At 60.0% G+C, this 16,163-nt stretch carries 13 protein-coding genes; 9 read left to right on the top strand and 4 right to left on the bottom strand.

From position 1 onward, the window contains the following. Positions 1–182 precede the first annotated feature (182 nt). Positions 183–1,064 (bottom strand): acyl-CoA dehydrogenase, encoded by an 882-nt coding sequence (locus tag AB3226_RS21055; protein WP_367374458.1) that lies wholly within the window; start codon positions 1,062–1,064, stop codon positions 183–185. A gap of 154 nt (positions 1,065–1,218) precedes the next feature. On the opposite strand from AB3226_RS21055, the gene olsB reads away from it, so the two are divergent. After that, the gene (gene olsB, locus AB3226_RS21050; RefSeq protein ID WP_367374457.1) at positions 1,219–1,974 is read left to right on the top strand and encodes an L-ornithine N(alpha)-acyltransferase; all 756 of its coding nucleotides are present in this window, start codon (positions 1,219–1,221) and stop codon (positions 1,972–1,974) included. Continuing rightward, positions 1,974–2,765, top strand: a complete 792-nt coding sequence (locus AB3226_RS21045; RefSeq protein WP_367374456.1) for a lysophospholipid acyltransferase family protein — start codon at positions 1,974–1,976, stop codon at positions 2,763–2,765. Before olsB ends, AB3226_RS21045 begins: the two co-directional genes overlap by 1 nt. Before the next feature lie 106 nt (positions 2,766–2,871). Here the strand turns inward: AB3226_RS21045 and AB3226_RS21040 are convergent, their stop codons facing one another. Then, the gene (locus AB3226_RS21040; protein ID WP_367374455.1) at positions 2,872–3,450 is read right to left on the bottom strand and encodes an ACP phosphodiesterase; all 579 of its coding nucleotides are present in this window, start codon (positions 3,448–3,450) and stop codon (positions 2,872–2,874) included. 154 nt (positions 3,451–3,604) lie between these two features. Between AB3226_RS21040 and AB3226_RS21035 the strand changes: the two genes are divergently transcribed. Genes AB3226_RS21035 through AB3226_RS21025 form a run of 3 tightly spaced genes read left to right on the top strand, consistent with a single transcriptional unit; the run spans position 3,605 to position 6,166 of the window. Then, entirely contained in the window at positions 3,605–3,925 is a 321-nt protein-coding gene (locus AB3226_RS21035; RefSeq protein ID WP_007903797.1) for a helix-turn-helix transcriptional regulator, read from the top strand. A 2-nt stretch (positions 3,926–3,927) separates the two neighbouring features. After that, positions 3,928–5,094 carry an MFS transporter gene (locus tag AB3226_RS21030; protein ID WP_367374454.1) on the top strand — a complete coding sequence of 389 codons (1,167 nt, stop codon included), beginning with the start codon at positions 3,928–3,930 and terminating at the stop codon, positions 5,092–5,094. Between the two features lie 22 nt (positions 5,095–5,116). Further along, on the top strand, positions 5,117–6,166 hold the full coding sequence (locus AB3226_RS21025; protein ID WP_367374453.1) for an alkene reductase: 1,050 nt from the start codon (positions 5,117–5,119) through the stop codon (positions 6,164–6,166). A gap of 124 nt (positions 6,167–6,290) precedes the next feature. Here AB3226_RS21025 and AB3226_RS21020 read toward each other — a convergent pair whose 3' ends face one another. Then, positions 6,291–7,175: a DMT family transporter gene (locus AB3226_RS21020; protein ID WP_367374452.1), complete on the bottom strand. Its 885-nt coding sequence runs from the start codon at positions 7,173–7,175 to the stop codon at positions 6,291–6,293. Positions 7,176–7,338: 163 nt separating this feature from the next. Next, complete coding sequence (gene emhR, locus AB3226_RS21015) at positions 7,339–7,971, bottom strand: efflux system transcriptional repressor EmhR (RefSeq protein WP_038979269.1); 633 nt, start codon at positions 7,969–7,971, stop codon at positions 7,339–7,341. A gap of 266 nt (positions 7,972–8,237) precedes the next feature. Here emhR and emhA point away from each other — a divergent pair, with 266 nt between their 5' ends. The 4 genes from emhA to AB3226_RS20995 all read left to right on the top strand — a co-directional run bounded on the left by emhA (position 8,238) and on the right by AB3226_RS20995 (position 16,128). Further along, positions 8,238–9,395 (top strand): efflux RND transporter periplasmic adaptor subunit EmhA, encoded by a 1,158-nt coding sequence (emhA, locus tag AB3226_RS21010; RefSeq protein WP_367374451.1) that lies wholly within the window; start codon positions 8,238–8,240, stop codon positions 9,393–9,395. A 3-nt stretch (positions 9,396–9,398) separates the two neighbouring features. Continuing rightward, positions 9,399–12,560, top strand: coding sequence for an efflux RND transporter permease subunit EmhB (gene emhB / locus AB3226_RS21005; RefSeq protein WP_367374450.1), 3,162 nt, complete (start codon positions 9,399–9,401; stop codon positions 12,558–12,560). Next, on the top strand, positions 12,560–14,020 hold the full coding sequence (gene emhC, locus AB3226_RS21000; protein ID WP_367374449.1) for an efflux RND transporter outer membrane subunit EmhC: 1,461 nt from the start codon (positions 12,560–12,562) through the stop codon (positions 14,018–14,020). Before emhB ends, emhC begins: the two co-directional genes overlap by 1 nt. Positions 14,021–14,871: 851 nt before the next feature. Continuing rightward, the gene (locus AB3226_RS20995) at positions 14,872–16,128 is read left to right on the top strand and encodes an OprD family porin (protein ID WP_367374448.1); all 1,257 of its coding nucleotides are present in this window, start codon (positions 14,872–14,874) and stop codon (positions 16,126–16,128) included. The last annotated feature ends 35 nt before the right edge of the window (positions 16,129–16,163 follow it).

The raw sequence follows: 16,163 nt of genomic DNA, 5'->3' as shown, positions 1-16,163 counted from the left end.
GGGCGCTCGGAGGGATGAACCTGCAGAGCCTAGTCGAGGTTGATGACAGTTCTGGGATTTGCGTCGCCCATTAGGCCGCCATCGCGGGCAAGCCCGCTCCCACAAGGATCTCTGGTGTGCAAATATTGTGTACGGCGCAGATCATGTGGGAGCGGGCTTGCCCGCGAAGGGTCCCTCCAACCTTACAACAATCCCGCCAACGCCTTGGCCAACCGCTTGCCCCGCGCCCCTGCCGCCAGGTCCATTACGGCCTGATCGCGCTGCCACATCGCCGCCCATTCTGGCGGGCCATCGGCCAGGGCCTGATTCACTTCAGTCTTGAGCCCATCGAACTGCGCAAACAACCCGCCCAGCAACACATGCCCGGCCGGATTGTTCGGCGCCTGGCGGCTGACTTCCGCACATCCGGCCAGCAGCGCCAGCAAGCGCAGTTGCAAGGTTTGCGGCCAGTCGCTGTCTTGACCCACGCCGTACATCCAGGCGGTCATGGCGCTCAGCACATAGATGTCTTCCAGAGTGCGGAACGGTCTGACGTATGCGTCCCAGCCATCCCCCGCCAGCAATTCACACAGTGCGTTGTCGAGAAACAGCCGGCCGTGGCCTATGTCTGGCATCAGTGGCATCGGCGCGAGCTTTTCCAGACGCACACCCGGTTCGCCGGGGTAAACCACCGCAAGGTTCAAGCGCGGCACTTCGCCGGGTTCTTCACTGCGAGCAGCGACCAATAGCCAGTCGGCGGCATCGCCGGCGGTGACGAAATCCTTGCGCCCGCTCAGGCGCAAATCGCGCAGCCGGGTCTGCATGTCTGCCACTCGCAAGCTGCGCTGCTCAGTCGCGCACAACGCGCCGAGGCTCAGCGGCGCGCTCGGCCAGAGCATGCGCAACGCCGCCTGATAACCCACCAGAAACGCCAGCCCCGGTGTCGCCATCAGCCGTCCACCGACCACCGCCAATTCGAACGGCGACACCGCTCCCAACTGTTGCAACAAGGCTGCAAAGCCTTCGCCCAGGTCCGGGTTGGCGGGCAGACGATCGCGGCGTTTCAACAGGGTTTGCCAGGGCATAAGAGGCTCCTTGTGGGCTGTCATATAAGCATCACCAAAGCTTCATGGCGATGACACCGGGGCTACATAGCCTGACTTTGCACAACACGGCTGCATAAAGAAAGTCGATCGGCTGCAACCCAAGACGGGTGGCCAGCCCGTACGGAGACTCACAATGACTCAGATCGCCCGCATCAGCGACACCGGCAATGAACGCCGCCTGCAAGCCGAACGCCTGGTGGGCGCCGAGGCGTTGCAGGAAGCCCAGGCCTTGCGCTTCAACGTGTTCAGCGGCGAATTCAACGCCAGGCTGAAAGGCGCGGAGCTGGGTCTGGACATGGATGACTACGATGTTCACTGCGCCCACATCGGCGTGCGTGACTTGAACACCGGGCGCCTGGTGGCGACCACCCGTTTGCTCGACCACACAGCCGCCAGCAGCCTTGGCAAGTTCTATAGCGAAGAAGAATTCAGCCTGCATGGCCTGGTCCATTTGAAAGGTCCGATCCTGGAAATCGGTCGCACCTGCGTCGACCCGGCCTACCGCAACGGCGGCACTATCGCCGTGCTCTGGGGTGAACTGGCCGAAGTGCTGAACCAGGGCAGCTACAGCTATTTGATGGGGTGCGCGAGCATTCCGATGCAGGACGGCGGCATTCAGGCCCACGCGATCATGCAGCGCCTGCGCGAACGCTACTTGTGCACCGAACACCTGCGCGCCGAGCCGAAAAAACCACTACCAACGCTGGATATTCCGTCCAACGTCATCGCCGAAATGCCGCCGCTGCTCAAGGCCTACATGCGCCTGGGCGCGAAAATCTGTGGCGAGCCCTGCTGGGACGAAGACTTCCAGGTGGCCGACGTGTTCATCCTGCTCAAGCGCGACGAGCTCTGCCCGCGTTATGCCAAGCACTTCAAGGCGGCTGTGTAATGAGCCGCTTGCGGGTGTACGCGCGAATTGCGCGAGTGCTTTTGGTGGTGACGTTGGGCTTGAGCATGGCCAGTGTGTTCGGATTATTCGAGCGACTGGGGATTGCCCATTCGATGGTCCGTCGCCAGCGCTGGTCGCGGTTTTTCATGGCGCGGCTGAGCAATGCCCTGCCCTTTCGTGTGACCGTGCACGGTGAATTGCCGAAGGCGCCGATGCTCTGGGTCAGCAATCACGTGTCCTGGACCGACATTCCGCTGCTGGGCATGCTCACGCCGCTGTCGTTCCTGTCCAAGGCCGAAGTGCGCACCTGGCCGGTGGCGGGCTGGTTGGCGGCCAAGGCCGGCAGCCTGTTTATCCGTCGCGGGTCGGGCGACAGCCAGTTGATCCGTAAACAAATGACCCGTCATCTGGAGCAGGAACATCCGCTGCTGATGTTCCCGGAAGGCACCACCACCGATGGCCGCTCACTGCGTACGTTTCATGGTCGTTTGCTGTCAGCGGCGATCGATTCCGAAGTGGCGCTGCAACCGGTAGCGATTCGTTATCTGCGCGATGGCGAACTCGATGCCCTGGCACCGTTCATTGGCGATGATGATTTGCTGTCGCACCTGATGCGCTTGTTCGCCAATGATCGGGGTGAGGTGGAAATTCATCTGCTCAAACCGATCGAGTGCCAGGACCGGGAACGCGCGGCGCTGGCGTTCGAAGCGCAGCAGGCGGTGCAGAAGGCGTTGTTTGGGGCGATTCCGGAAATGCAGCAAATCCCGATGCGCCCGGCTATTGCTGCTTAATCACAAATCCCTGTGGGAGCGGGCTTGCCCGCGATTGCGGTATGTCATTCAACATTACCGTTGAATGTTAAGCCGCCATCGCGGGCAAGCCCGCTCCTACAGTTATTTATGTAGCTGGGTAGTTTTGGGCAAAGTCCTGCAACTCGGGATAGAACAACCGGAAATCCTCGCTCAACGGTTCATACAATCGTCGCAATTCCTGCATCGCCCCGGCTAACTCCTCCGGCCGGGTCAATCTGCGCGAAATCCCCCGCAGTACCTGCTCCAGTACCGCGAATTCCCGGTAAGACCCCAACCAGTCATTGGCCACCATGTGCGGCGCAATCATCGCCAAGCGCTCCGGCAATTGCGACTCGGTGGACAGCACCCTGTACACGTCCGAAGTGAACTGCTCCAGTGGCTGATCCGAGTAAAGCGTCCAGTCCCGCGCCAGGCAGTGGTCGAAAAACACATCGAGCACGATCCCGGCGTAACGCCTGCGCGTGAGGGAAAACCGCGACAAGGCGATGTCCACCAGCGGATGACGGTCGGTAAACACGTCGATGCTGCGATGCAACTGAATGGCCGCTTCAATCTCCGGATCGAACTGCCCTTGCAGCCGCCCTTTGACGAAATCGCCATACAGACTGCCGAGCATTTGACCGGGGCGCTGGCCACCGAGGTGCAGATGTGCGAGATAGTTCATGCGCGCAGCTTAACACTGCGACATCCATATCGTTATAACCCGATATACCGATTTACACGGCCATCAGACCAAAATCATATTGGTATATCGCGAAGTACCGATTTAAAGTTCGCCTCATCGCGATATAGCGTTTTACTCATCACGAGCCCAAACCATGACCATCGACCTCGACGAAATAATAAAAGCGCTGGCACACCCAGTACGCCGAGACATCCTCATCTGGCTGAAAGACCCCAAGGTCCAGTTCCCGGAACAGCTCCACAACCATGAGTACGGCATTTGCGCCGGACAGATCGATCAACGCTGCGGCCTATCGCAGTCGACCGTGTCCGCCCATTTGGCGACCTTGCAACGGGCGGGACTGATCAGCAGCCAGAAGGCCGGTCAATGGCACTTCTTCAAACGCAACGAGGACGTGATTCAGGCGTTCCTCGATGCCATCGACAAGGAGCTCCGCGCTCCGACAAGGAACTGACAATGCCCCTCTCGCTACTCATTCTGGCTTTGAGCGCCTTCGCCATCGGCACCACCGAGTTCGTCATCATGGGCCTGTTGCCCGAGGTGGCGGCCGATCTCGGTGTGTCGATCCCCGGCGCCGGCTGGCTGGTGACCGGTTACGCCCTGGGCGTGGCCATCGGTGCACCGTTCATGGCACTGGCCACCGCCAGACTGCCGCGCAAGGCCGCATTGGTAGCGTTGATGGGCATCTTCATCATCGGCAATCTGCTCTGCGCCCTGGCCAGTGACTACAACGTTTTGATGTTTGCCCGTGTGGTCACCGCGCTGTGTCATGGCGCCTTCTTCGGCATCGGTTCGGTGGTAGCGGCAGGTCTGGTGCCGGCCAACAAACGTGCATCGGCCGTGGCTTTGATGTTCACCGGCCTGACCCTGGCCAATGTCCTCGGCGTGCCGCTGGGCACCGCGCTCGGTCAGGAAGCCGGTTGGCGTTCAACCTTCTGGGCGGTGACCGTGATTGGTGTGATTGCGCTGATCGGCCTGATCCGCTTCCTGCCGGCCAAGCGCGATGAAGAGAAACTCGACATGCGCGCCGAACTGCGCGCCCTCAAAGGCGCCGGCATCTGGCTGTCGTTGAGCATGACCGCATTGTTCGCCGCCTCGGTCTTCACCTTGTTCACCTATGTCGCCCCGCTGTTGGGCGAGGTCACCGGCGTCTCGCCACGCGGCGTGACCTGGACCTTGATGCTCATCGGCCTGGGCCTGACGGTCGGCAACATCATCGGCGGCAAGCTGGCAGACAAAAGCATGGCTGCGACGCTGATCGGTGTGTTCATCACCATGGCGGTCGTGTCCACCGTACTGACCTGGACCAGCATTGCCGTGATTCCAACCGAAATCACCCTGTTCCTCTGGGCCACCGCGTGCTTCGCCGCCGTACCCGCCCTGCAAGTGAACGTTGTGACCTACGGCAAAGCGGCTCCGAACCTGGTGTCGACCCTGAACATCGGCGCTTTCAACGTCGGCAACGCACTCGGGGCGTGGGTCGGCGGCAGCGTCATCGCCCACGGCTTCGGTCTCACCAGCGTGCCGCTCGCGGCAGCCGCACTGGCGGTACTCGCCCTGCTGGTGACCCTGATTACTTTCCGTCAGAGCGGCAATGCCGAACTGGCCCCTGCTACTAACTGATCTTTAACGAGGGTTGTATTTCATGACGACTATTTTCGATCCGATCAAACTGGGCGACCTCGAGTTGGCCAACCGCATCATCATGGCGCCGCTGACCCGTTGCCGCGCCGACGAAGGCCGTGTGCCGAACGCGCTGATGGCCGAGTACTACGTGCAACGCGCCTCTGCCGGCCTGATCCTCAGCGAAGCGACGTCGGTCACGCCAATCGGCGTGGGCTATCCGGACACTCCCGGTATCTGGTCCAACGATCAGGTGCGCGGCTGGAGCAACGTGACCAAGGCAATCCACGGCGCGGGCGGCAAAATCTTCCTGCAACTGTGGCACGTGGGCCGGATTTCCCACCCCTTGTACCTGAACGGCGAAGCACCGGTCGCGCCGAGTGCTATCCAGCCTAAGGGTCATGTCAGCCTGGTACGTCCATTGGCCGACTTCCCAACTCCGCGCGCCCTGGAAACCGCTGAAATCGCCGACATCATCGACGCTTACCGCGTGGGTGCCGAGAACGCCAAGGCTGCCGGTTTCGACGGTGTGGAAATCCACGGCGCCAACGGCTACCTGCTCGACCAGTTCCTGCAAAGCAGCACCAACCAGCGCACCGACAACTACGGCGGCTCCCTGGAAAACCGTGCGCGCCTGTTGCTGGAGGTGACCGACGTCGCCATTGAAATCTGGGGCGCAGGCCGCGTAGGTGTGCACCTGTCACCACGCGCGGATCTCCATGACATGGGCGACGAAAACCTGTCCGAAACCTTCACCTATGTCGCTCGCGAATTGGGCAAGCGTGGTATCGCCTTCATCTGCTCGCGCGAGAAAGAAGCCGGCGACAGCCTCGGCCCACAACTGAAGGAAGCCTTCGGCGGCCCATACATCGCCAACGAACGCTTCACCAAGGACAGCGCCAATGAGTGGCTGGCCAGCGGCAAGGCTGACGCGGTGGCGTTCGGTGTACCGTTCATCGCCAACCCAGATCTGCCGGCGCGTTTGAAGGCTGATGCGCCGTTGAACGAGGCGCGTCCGGAATTGTTCTATGCGAAGGGGCCGGTCGGTTACATCGACTACCCCGCGCTGTAAACGTCCGCCGTTGAAACGCAAAAGCCCCGACTCGAAAGAGCCGGGGCTTTTGCGTATGGAAGATCAAAGGATCGCAGCCTTCGGCAGCTCCTACAGGGGGACGCCATTCGAATCCAGACGTTTGTCAGCGCTTGCGCTGTCCCCAGGCGACCGCAAGACCGCTGAGGCAAATCACCGTGATACCGATCACGCCAAAGCTGTCCGGGGTATGGTCGAAGATCAAATACCCATATATCCCGGCAAACAGAATCTGCCCGTAACTGAAAGGGGCCAGCATCGCCGGCGCCGCATGGCGGAAGGCCTGGGTCAGCAACATGTGACCAAGCATGCCGCAGGTGCCCAGGCCAATCATGAACAGGCCATGCAGCACCGTCGGCGTGCTCCAGAAGAACGGCAACAGCGCAGTCATGATCAGGCTATTGAGAATGCCGGTGAGAAAGTTGCTGGTGGTCGGGCTGTCGATACCGCTGAGCAAGCGGGTGAGCAATTGATAGAAGCCAAAACACAGCGCCGAACACAGCGGCAGCAGAATCGCCGGGGTGAACAGCGCACCGCCGGGCCGCACGACGATCAACACGCCGACAAATCCACCCAGCACCGCCAGCCACTGATTGCGGGTTACCCGCTCATGCAGCAACGGTACGGACAGCGCGGTCACCAATAAAGGAGCAAGAAAGGTGACGGCGGTGGCTTCAGCCAAGGGGATGTAACGCAGGCCGGTAGTGAAAAACAGGCTGGTGCCGATCAGGCATAGGGCGCGTAATAACTGCAAACCCGGACGCTTGGTGCGCACTACCACCGAAAAACCACTGCGAGGCACGAAAATCACCAGCATCAACAAGGTGTGCACCACGTAGCGTGCCCAAACCACCATAACAATCGGATAGAACCCGGACAGGTACTTGGACAACGTGTCGTGACTGGCGAACAACAAAACCGCCAGGCAGATCAGCGCGATACCCTTTATCGGCTGCTCGGCGCCCTTGTAGCCCGGGTTGTTAACATTCATTCACAGACTCGACACAATATTCCTACAAAATACGTAGCTCGCTATCTATCAACCTGGCAAACGTACGTATATAAAAGCACCCCATTACAGAAAGGCGAGCGAAGCAGGGACATTGCCCCCGCTTCAAGTCTTGACACAAACGGATCCAATTACGCATTTTGTTTCAATTGCGCAGGCTCGGACTCAAGCGCAGCATATCCAACCCTGTATCGACGCAACGCTCGGCTTCGGTGTGCAGTTGAAAACTGTCGGGAGCCAGCAGCCACTGATACAGGATGCCATCGATATACGCATGCAGGCTGATGGCCGCGCGGGCAGTGTCGAGGTTTTCCGGCAACTGCCCGCGATTCACCGCATTACTCAGGGCCAGAGCAATTCGCACATTGCAATCGAGACTGGCCGTTCGGCGCTGCTGGCGCAGATCGCACATTTCATCGGTGAACTCGCACTTATGAAACAGAATCTCGTTGATGCGTCGGGTTTTCGGGTCCAGGGCAACTTGATGAAACAGATGAATCAGCAGCTTGCGCATGCAGCCCAGCGGATCGAGTTCATCTTCGCTTTCACTGGCCTTGGCCATTTCATCCAGCGGCTCATGCAAGGTATCGAGCATCGCCTGCACCAGATCCGCCTTGTTACTGAAATGCCAGTAGATAGCCCCACGAGTCACACCGGCCAGGGTAGCGATGTCCGCCAGCGTCGTGCGGGCCACGCCCCTCTCGTAAAAGGCTTTTTCCGCCGCTTCGAGTATCTGGCTTCGGGTTTCTTGAGCTTCCTCTTTGGTACGACGGACCATGGCAGTAAAACCTCAATCAGGGGTGCGTCAGCGATGTCTGAATATCAGCTGAATAAAAGTGGGGCGAGCGCTCTTGGGCTTCGTCTCCGGCCTACAATTCCAACCTTTGAACGGCTTTTGTAACCGGGTGGGTACACCGCCAAGGCCTTTACAAACAACCATGAACGTAAGTATATTCCTTAGCAAGCTACTTATCCACCCGGCAAAAATTTTTTACCCTTCCACATTTCTTGTGCGCAATTTGCGCGCCTGACCCGAGGATCTTCATGCAATTCAAGCCAGCTGTTACCGCTCTGGTTACTGCCGTCGCCCTGGCATCGCTGCTCAGCGGATGTAAAAAGGAAGAGGCGGCACCTGCCGCACCCACCCCTCAGGTCGGCGTCGTAACCCTGCAACCACAAGCCTTCACCCTGACATCCGAACTTCCGGGGCGCACCAGTGCGTTCCGCATCGCCGAAGTTCGCCCACAGGTCAACGGCATCATTCTCAAGCGACTGTTCAAGGAAGGCGGCGACGTCAAGGCCGGTCAGCAGCTCTATCAGATCGACCCATCGGTCTATGACGCCACCCTGAAAAGCGCCGAAGCCAACCTGCGTTCGACCAAGTCGATCTCCGACCGCTACAAGCAACTGGTCGACGAACAGGCTGTCAGCCGTCAGGAATACGACACCGCGCTGGCCAACCGCCTGCAATCGGAAGCGTCCCTGCAGACCGCCCAGATCAACGTGCGCTACACCAAGGTTTACGCACCGATCTCCGGTCGCATCGGCCGCTCGTCGGTGACCGAAGGCGCGCTGGTCAGCAGTGGCCAGACCGACGCGATGGCCGTCATCCAGCAACTGGACCCGATCTACGTCGACGTCACTCAGTCTTCGGTGGAGCTGCTTGAGCTGCGCCGCGAACTGGAAAGCGGTCGTCTGCAAAAGGCTGGCGATAATGCCGCCGCGGTCAAGCTGACTCTCGAAGACGGCAGCCAGTACAAGGTGGACGGCAAGCTTGAGTTCTCCGAAGTTTCGGTTGACCAGACCACCGGTTCCGTGACCCTGCGTGCCGTGTTCCCGAACCCTGATCACACTTTGCTGCCGGGCATGTTCGTTCACGCCCAGTTGCAGGCCGGTGTGGACAGCGCGGCGATTCTGGCCCCGCAACAAGGCGTGACCCGCGACCTCAAAGGCTCTCCGACCGCGCTGGTCGTCGGTCCGGACAACAAGGTCGAACTGCGTCAGCTCAAGGCCAGCCGCACTGTCGGTAACCAATGGCTGATTGAAGACGGTCTGAAGGCAGGCGATCGCGTAATCACCGAAGGGCTGCAATTCGTCAGACCTGGCGTTGAAGTGAAAGCCACTGAAGCCACTAACGTTGGCGCAAAGAGCCCGGCCCCCGCACAGGCAGCTAACACAGCTGTCGGCGGCAAAGGGGAGTAAACCATGTCGAAATTTTTTATCGACCGTCCGATTTTCGCCTGGGTGATTGCCCTGGTGATTATGCTGGTCGGGGCTCTATCGATCCTCAAACTGCCGATCAACCAATACCCGAGCATTGCGCCTCCAGCCATTGCCATCTCGGTGACCTACCCAGGCGCGTCTGCACAAACCGTGCAAGACACCGTGGTGCAGGTGATCGAGCAACAGCTCAACGGTATCGACAACCTGCGTTATGTCTCGTCGGAAAGTAACTCCGACGGCAACATGACCATTACCGCGACCTTCGAGCAGGGCACCAGCTCCGATACCGCGCAGGTTCAGGTCCAGAACAAGCTGAACCTGGCCACCCCGCTGCTGCCGCAAGAAGTGCAGCAACAGGGTATCCGCGTGACCAAGTCGGTGAAGAACTTCCTGATGGTCATCGGCGTGGTATCGCGCGACGGCAGCATGACCAAGGACGACCTGTCCAACTACATCGTGTCGAACATGCAGGACCCGATCTCGCGCACAGCCGGTGTCGGTGACTTCCAGGTCTTCGGTGCCCAGTATGCAATGCGGATCTGGCTCGACCCGGCCAAGTTGAACAACTACAACCTGACCCCGGTAGATGTGAAAACCGCCATCGCGGCGCAGAACGTCCAGGTATCGTCCGGTCAACTCGGCGGCTTGCCTGCCCTGCCCGGCCAGCAACTGAACGCTACGATCATCGGCAAGACCCGTCTGCAGACTGCCGAGCAGTTCAAGGCGATTCTGTTGAAGGTCAACAAGGACGGCTCGCAAGTGCGTGTCGGCGACGTTGCGGAAGTCGGTCTGGGCGGTGAAAACTACTCGATCAGCGCCCAGTTCAACGGCGCCCCGGCCTCCGGTCTGGCGGTGAAACTGGCCAACGGCGCCAACGCCCTCGACACCGCAAAAGCCCTGCGCAATACCATTGACACCCTCAAGCCCTTCTTCCCGGAAGGGATGGAAGTGGTGTTCCCGTACGACACCACCCCGGTGGTGACCGAGTCTATCAAGGGTGTGGTTGAAACCCTGGTCGAAGCGATCGTGCTGGTGTTCCTGGTGATGTTCCTGTTCCTGCAAAACTTCCGCGCCACCGTCATCACCACGATGACCGTGCCGGTGGTATTGCTGGGTACGTTCGGGATCCTCGCGGCGTTCGGTTTCAGCATCAACACCCTGACCATGTTCGGTATGGTGTTGGCCATCGGCTTGCTGGTGGACGATGCCATCGTCGTGGTGGAAAACGTCGAACGGGTCATGAGCGAAGAAGGCTTGTCACCCAAGGAGGCCACCAAGAAATCCATGGGGCAGATCCAGGGTGCCCTGGTCGGTATCGCCCTGGTTCTGTCGGCGGTACTGCTGCCGATGGCGTTCTTCAGTGGCTCCACCGGTGTGATCTACAAGCAGTTCTCGATCACCATCGTTTCGGCCATGGCCTTGTCGGTATTGGTGGCGTTGATCTTCACCCCGGCGCTCTGCGCGACCATGCTCAAGGCGATTCCGAAAGGTGAGCACGGCACGCCGAAACGTGGCTTCTTCGGCTGGTTCAACCGCAGCTTCGACCGTGGCGTCAAAAGCTACGAGCGCGGTGTGGGCAACATGCTCGCGCACAAGGCTCCGTACCTGCTGGCGTACCTGATCATCGTGGTTGGCATGATCTGGCTGTTCACCCGTATTCCAACGGCGTTCCTGCCGGAAGAAGACCAGGGCGTACTGTTTGCTCAAGTGCAGACCCCGGCCGGTTCCAGCTCCCAGCGCACGCAAGTGGTCGTGGACGAAATGCGCGAATTCCTGCTGCGTCCGAGCAAGGAAGGCGGCGAAGGCGACGCGGTGGCCTCGGTGTTTACCGTGACCGGCTTCAACTTCGCCGGCCGAGGTCAGAGTTCGGGTATGGCGTTCATCATGCTCAAACCATGGGAAGAACGTAACGCCGACAACAGCGTGTTCAAACTGGCGGCCCGTGCCCAACAGCACTTCTTTACCTTCCGCGACGCCATGGTGTTTGCCTTCGCGCCACCGGCGGTACTGGAACTGGGGAACGCCACCGGTTTCGACGTGTTCCTGCAGGACCGCGCCGGTATCGGTCACGAAAAGCTGATGGCGGCACGCAATCAGTTCCTCGGCATGGCAGCGCAAAGCAAGGTCCTGTCGCAAGTCCGCCCTAACGGCCTGAACGACGAGCCGCAATACCAGCTGGAAATCGACGACGAGAAGGCCAGCGCCCTGGGCGTGACCCTCACCGACATCAACAACACCCTGTCGATTGCCCTGGGCAGTAGCTATGTGAACGACTTCATCGACCGCGGTCGAGTGAAGAAGGTTTACATACAAGGCCTGCCTGGCGCTCGCATGAGCCCCGAAGACCTGAAGAAGTGGTACGTGCGCAACAGCGCCGGCACCATGGTTCCGTTCTCGACGTTCGCCAAGGGTGAGTGGATCTACGGTTCGCCGAAACTGGCCCGTTACAACGGCGTAGAAGCGATGGAAATCCTCGGTGCCCCGGCGCCAGGTTATTCCACCGGTGAAGCGATGGCCGAAGTCGAAGCCCTGGCGAAGAAACTGCCGGCCGGTGTCGGTATTTCCTGGACCGGTCTGTCCTACGAGGAACGTTTGTCCGGCTCGCAAGCACCAGCGTTGTACGCCTTGTCGCTGCTGATGGTGTTCCTGTGTCTGGCGGCGCTGTATGAAAGCTGGTCGATCCCGATCGCGGTGATGCTGGTGGTGCCGCTGGGGATTATCGGTGCACTGATGGCGACCAGCTTGCGCGGTCTGTCCAACGACGTGTACTTCCAGGTGGGGCTGTTGACCACGATCGGTCTGGCGGCGAAAAACGCCATTCTGATCGTCGAGTTCGCCAAGGAACTGCATGAGCAAGGACGTAGCCTGCGCGATGCAGCAATCGAAGCCTGCCGGATGCGTCTGCGACCGATCATCATGACCTCGCTCGCGTTCGTGCTCGGTGTGGTTCCACTGGCCATTTCCACGGGCGCAGGTTCGGGTAGCCAACATGCGATCGGTACCGGGGTGATTGGCGGTATGATCACAGCCACTGTGCTGGCGATCTTCTGGGTTCCATTGTTCTTCGTCACTGTGTCGTCCATGGGCCAGCGCAAAGTCGCCGACCAGGATGACGCCATTGAACCTTCTAAAGAGGCTGGCTAATGAGCAAGTCGCTACTCTCCATCGCAGTCGCCGCCTTCGTGCTGAGCGGCTGCTCGCTGATACCCGATTATCAGCAGCCTGAAGCCCCGGTGGCGGGCCAATACCCGCAAGGCCCGGCGTATTCGCCGGCCCAGGCGCCTAACCAGGCCGCCGCCGAACAGGGCTGGAAGCAGTTTTTCCACGACCCGGCGCTGCAACAGATGATTCAGACCGCGCTGGAGAACAACCGTGACCTGCGCGTCGCGGCGCTGAACATCGACGCTTATGCGGCTCAATACCGCATCCAGCGCGCCGATCTGTTCCCGGCCGTTTCGGCCAACGGCAGCGGCAGCCGTCAGCGAGTTCCGGCACGGGCCTCGCAAACCGGTGAAGCGGCCATCAGCAGTTCCTACTCGGCCACCGTCGGCATCAGTGCCTATGAACTCGACCTGTTCGGTCGGGTTCGCAGCCTGAGCGAAGAAGCCCTGCAGAAGTACTTCGCCACTGAAGAAGCACGCCGCAGTACGCAGATCAGCCTGGTGGCCAGCGTGGCCAATGCCTACCTGACCTGGCAGGCTGACAAGGAACTGCTGAAACTCACCCAGGAAACCCTTGGGGCCTTCGAAGAGAGCTACAAGCTCACCTCGCGCAGCAACGAAGTGGGTGTAGCCTCGGCGCTGGATCTGGCCCAGTCGCGTACCTCGGTGGAAAACGCCCGCGCACAACAGGCCAAATACACCCGTCAGGTCGCTCAGGATGAAAACAGCCTGGTGCTGCTGCTCGGCACCGGTATCCCGGCCAATCTGCAAGCGGCCAAGCCACTGTCGGACGACCTGCTGAGCGAAGTGCCGGCCGGTCTGCCGTCGGACTTGCTGCAACGTCGTCCGGATATCCTTCAGGCCGAGTACAACCTCAAGGCTGCCAACGCCAACATCGGCGCGGCACGGGCTGCGTTCTTCCCGAGCATCAGCCTGACCGCCAATGCCGGCTCCCTGAGCCCGGACCTGTCCGGTCTGTTCAAGGGCGGTTCGGGCACTTGGTTGTTCCAGCCGCAAATCAACCTGCCGATCTTCAACGCCGGCAGCCTGCGCGCCAGCCTGGATTACTCCAAGATCCAGAAAGACATCGGCGTGGCGAACTACGAGAAGTCCATTCAAACGGCCTTCCAGGAAGTCGCCGATGGCCTGGCCGCACGCCAGACTTACACCGAGCAATTGCAGGCCCAGCGTGACTTCGTCAGCGCCAACCAGGACTACTACCGTCTGGCCGAGCGTCGCTACCGCATCGGTGTCGACAGCAACCTGACCTTCCTCGATGCCCAGCGTCAGCTGTTCAGTGCCCAACAAGCGCTGATCACCGACCGTCTGGCGCAGCTGGTCAGCGCGGTCAATCTGTACAAGGCGTTGGGTGGTGGCTGGAATGAACAGACGGCGAAGAACGAGCCGTTGAAAGAAGAAGCGCCGAAGATGAAGTTGTTCTGATAGCGCGGTAAACACGAAGCCCACCGATTGGTGGGCTTTTTGTTGGCCATCGGAAAAGTTGTATTGGCCATGCTGTCCCAATCGCGGGCAAGCCCGCTCCCACAGGTTCAGCGGGAGCCCACAAATTTTGTGTTCGATACGGACACCACTCCTACAGACTCAGCGGGGACTCACAGAATCTGGGTTCGACACGGACACTGTAGGGCCCATTCCTACAGGCTCAGCGAGGCCCACAGAATCTGGGTTCGACACGGACACTGTAGGGCCCATTCCTACAGGCTCAGCGAGGCCCACAGAATCTGGGTTCGATACGGACACTGTAGGGCCCATTCCTACAGACTCAGCGGGGACTCACAGAATCTGGGTTCGACACGGACACTGTAGGGCCCATTCCTACAGGCTCAGCGAGGCCCACAGAATCTGGGTTCGATACGGACACTGTAGGGCCCATTCCTACAGGCTCAGCGAGGCCCACAGAATCTGGGTTCGACACGGACACTGTAGGGCCCATTCCTACAGGCTCAGCGAGGCCCACAGAATCTGGGTTCGATACGGACACTGTGGGAGCGGGCTTGCCCGCGATGGGGACGGTCCCGACACCACAAAGTCCGGATCAATCTTACGTTCGATAATCGCCCAGAACCCGCCCTCCCCCGATTGAACCATTTAGTCCGTTTCCCTCACCATCTGTCGTACAAAACCAATAACAACAGGTTCGACACCATGCCCCCGCGCCCTGCCCTGTCTGGCTGACTTCTCCCCCGCTTTTCTGAATTCGAATCTTTTGTCTGCAACCCGAACGTTGCGGCATCGCCCTGTTTCACCTCCAGGAATTAGAGAGACCCGAGCCCATGACGCCTTCCACGCAGTATTTCTTTCCCAGCCTGATCGCCATCGCCCTAGCCGGCGCGGCCCTGCCCGCCATGGCCGAGGAAGCCGGTTTTGTCGAAGGTACCAAGGTCAACCTGAACCTGCGCAATTTCTACATCAACCGTAACTTCACCAACCCGACCAAGAACCAGGGCAAGGCAGAAGAGTGGACGCAAAGCTTCATCCTGGACGCTAAATCCGGGCTCACCCAAGGCACCGTCGGGTTCGGCATGGACGTGCTGGGTTTGTATTCGGTCAAGCTCGACGGAGGCAAAGGCACTGGTGGTACGCAGTTGTTGCCGCTGGACCACGATGGTCGCCCGGCGGATAACTTCGGTCGCACCAACGTGGCGTTCAAGGCCAAGCTGTCCCAGACCGAAGTGAAGGTCGGCGAATGGATGCCGGTATTGCCGATCCTGCGTTCGGACGACGGTCGCTCGCTGCCGCAAACCTTCCGTGGCGGCCAGATCACCTCGAAGGAAATCGACGGCCTGACCCTCTACGGCGGTCAGTTCCGCGCCAACAGCCCGCGCGACGACAGCAGCATGAATGACATGTCGATGACCGGCAAAGCGGCGTTCACCTCAGACCGCTTCAACTTCCAGGGCGGCGAATACGCCTTCAACGGCAAGCGCACTCAAATCGGCCTATGGAACGCTGAACTCAAGGACATCTACAGCCAGCAATACGTCAACCTGATCCACACCCAACCGCTGGGCGACTGGACATTCGGCGCCAATTTGGGGTTTTTCTACGGCAAGGATGACGGCAGCGCCCGGGCGGGTGAGTTGGACAACAAGACCTGGTCGGGCCTGTTCTCGGCCAAATATGGCGGCAACACCTTCTACGTCGGCCTGCAAAAACTTACCGGCGACAGTGCCTGGATGCGGGTCAATGGCACCAGCGGCGGCACCCTGGCCAACGACAGCTACAACGCCAGCTACGACAACGCGAAGGAAAAATCCTGGCAACTGCGCCACGACTACAACTTCGCCGCCCTTGGCGTGCCAGGCCTGACCCTGATGAACCGCTACATCAGCGGCGACAACGTACACACCGCAACCACCACCGACGGCAAGGAATGGGGCCGCGAAAGCGAACTGGGCTACACAGTGCAGAGCGGCACGCTCAAAGACCTCAACGTCAAGTGGCGCAACTCGACCATTCGCCGCGACTTCAGCAACAACGAGTTCGACGAGAACCGGTTGATCGTCAGCTATCCGATCAGCCTGCTGTAAACACAGACCAAATGTGGGAGCGGGCTTGCCCGCGA

Source organism: Pseudomonas lini (assembly GCF_964063345.1).
Taxonomy (GTDB): domain Bacteria; phylum Pseudomonadota; class Gammaproteobacteria; order Pseudomonadales; family Pseudomonadaceae; genus Aquipseudomonas; species Aquipseudomonas lini_B.
The sequence above is the reverse complement of the archived record's forward strand: the minus strand, read 5'-3'. Positions and strand labels throughout refer to the sequence as shown.

Excerpts from the sequence above, each read along its gene's own strand:
- AB3226_RS21035 (WP_007903797.1), top strand. The coding sequence starts at position 3,605 with ATGACCATCGACCTCGACGAAATAATAAAAGCGCTGGCACACCCAGTA.
- AB3226_RS21030 (WP_367374454.1), top strand. The coding sequence starts at position 3,928 with ATGCCCCTCTCGCTACTCATTCTGGCTTTGAGCGCCTTCGCCATCGGC.
- AB3226_RS21045 (WP_367374456.1), top strand. The coding sequence starts at position 1,974 with ATGAGCCGCTTGCGGGTGTACGCGCGAATTGCGCGAGTGCTTTTGGTG.
- olsB (WP_367374457.1), top strand. The coding sequence starts at position 1,219 with ATGACTCAGATCGCCCGCATCAGCGACACCGGCAATGAACGCCGCCTG.
- AB3226_RS21040 (WP_367374455.1), bottom strand. The coding sequence starts at position 3,450 with ATGAACTATCTCGCACATCTGCACCTCGGTGGCCAGCGCCCCGGTCAA.
- emhC (WP_367374449.1), top strand. The coding sequence starts at position 12,560 with ATGAGCAAGTCGCTACTCTCCATCGCAGTCGCCGCCTTCGTGCTGAGC.
- emhA (WP_367374451.1), top strand. The coding sequence starts at position 8,238 with ATGCAATTCAAGCCAGCTGTTACCGCTCTGGTTACTGCCGTCGCCCTG.
- emhR (WP_038979269.1), bottom strand. The coding sequence starts at position 7,971 with ATGGTCCGTCGTACCAAAGAGGAAGCTCAAGAAACCCGAAGCCAGATA.
- AB3226_RS21020 (WP_367374452.1), bottom strand. The coding sequence starts at position 7,175 with ATGAATGTTAACAACCCGGGCTACAAGGGCGCCGAGCAGCCGATAAAG.
- AB3226_RS21055 (WP_367374458.1), bottom strand. The coding sequence starts at position 1,064 with ATGCCCTGGCAAACCCTGTTGAAACGCCGCGATCGTCTGCCCGCCAAC.
- AB3226_RS21025 (WP_367374453.1), top strand. The coding sequence starts at position 5,117 with ATGACGACTATTTTCGATCCGATCAAACTGGGCGACCTCGAGTTGGCC.
- AB3226_RS20995 (WP_367374448.1), top strand. The coding sequence starts at position 14,872 with ATGACGCCTTCCACGCAGTATTTCTTTCCCAGCCTGATCGCCATCGCC.
- emhB (WP_367374450.1), top strand. The coding sequence starts at position 9,399 with ATGTCGAAATTTTTTATCGACCGTCCGATTTTCGCCTGGGTGATTGCC.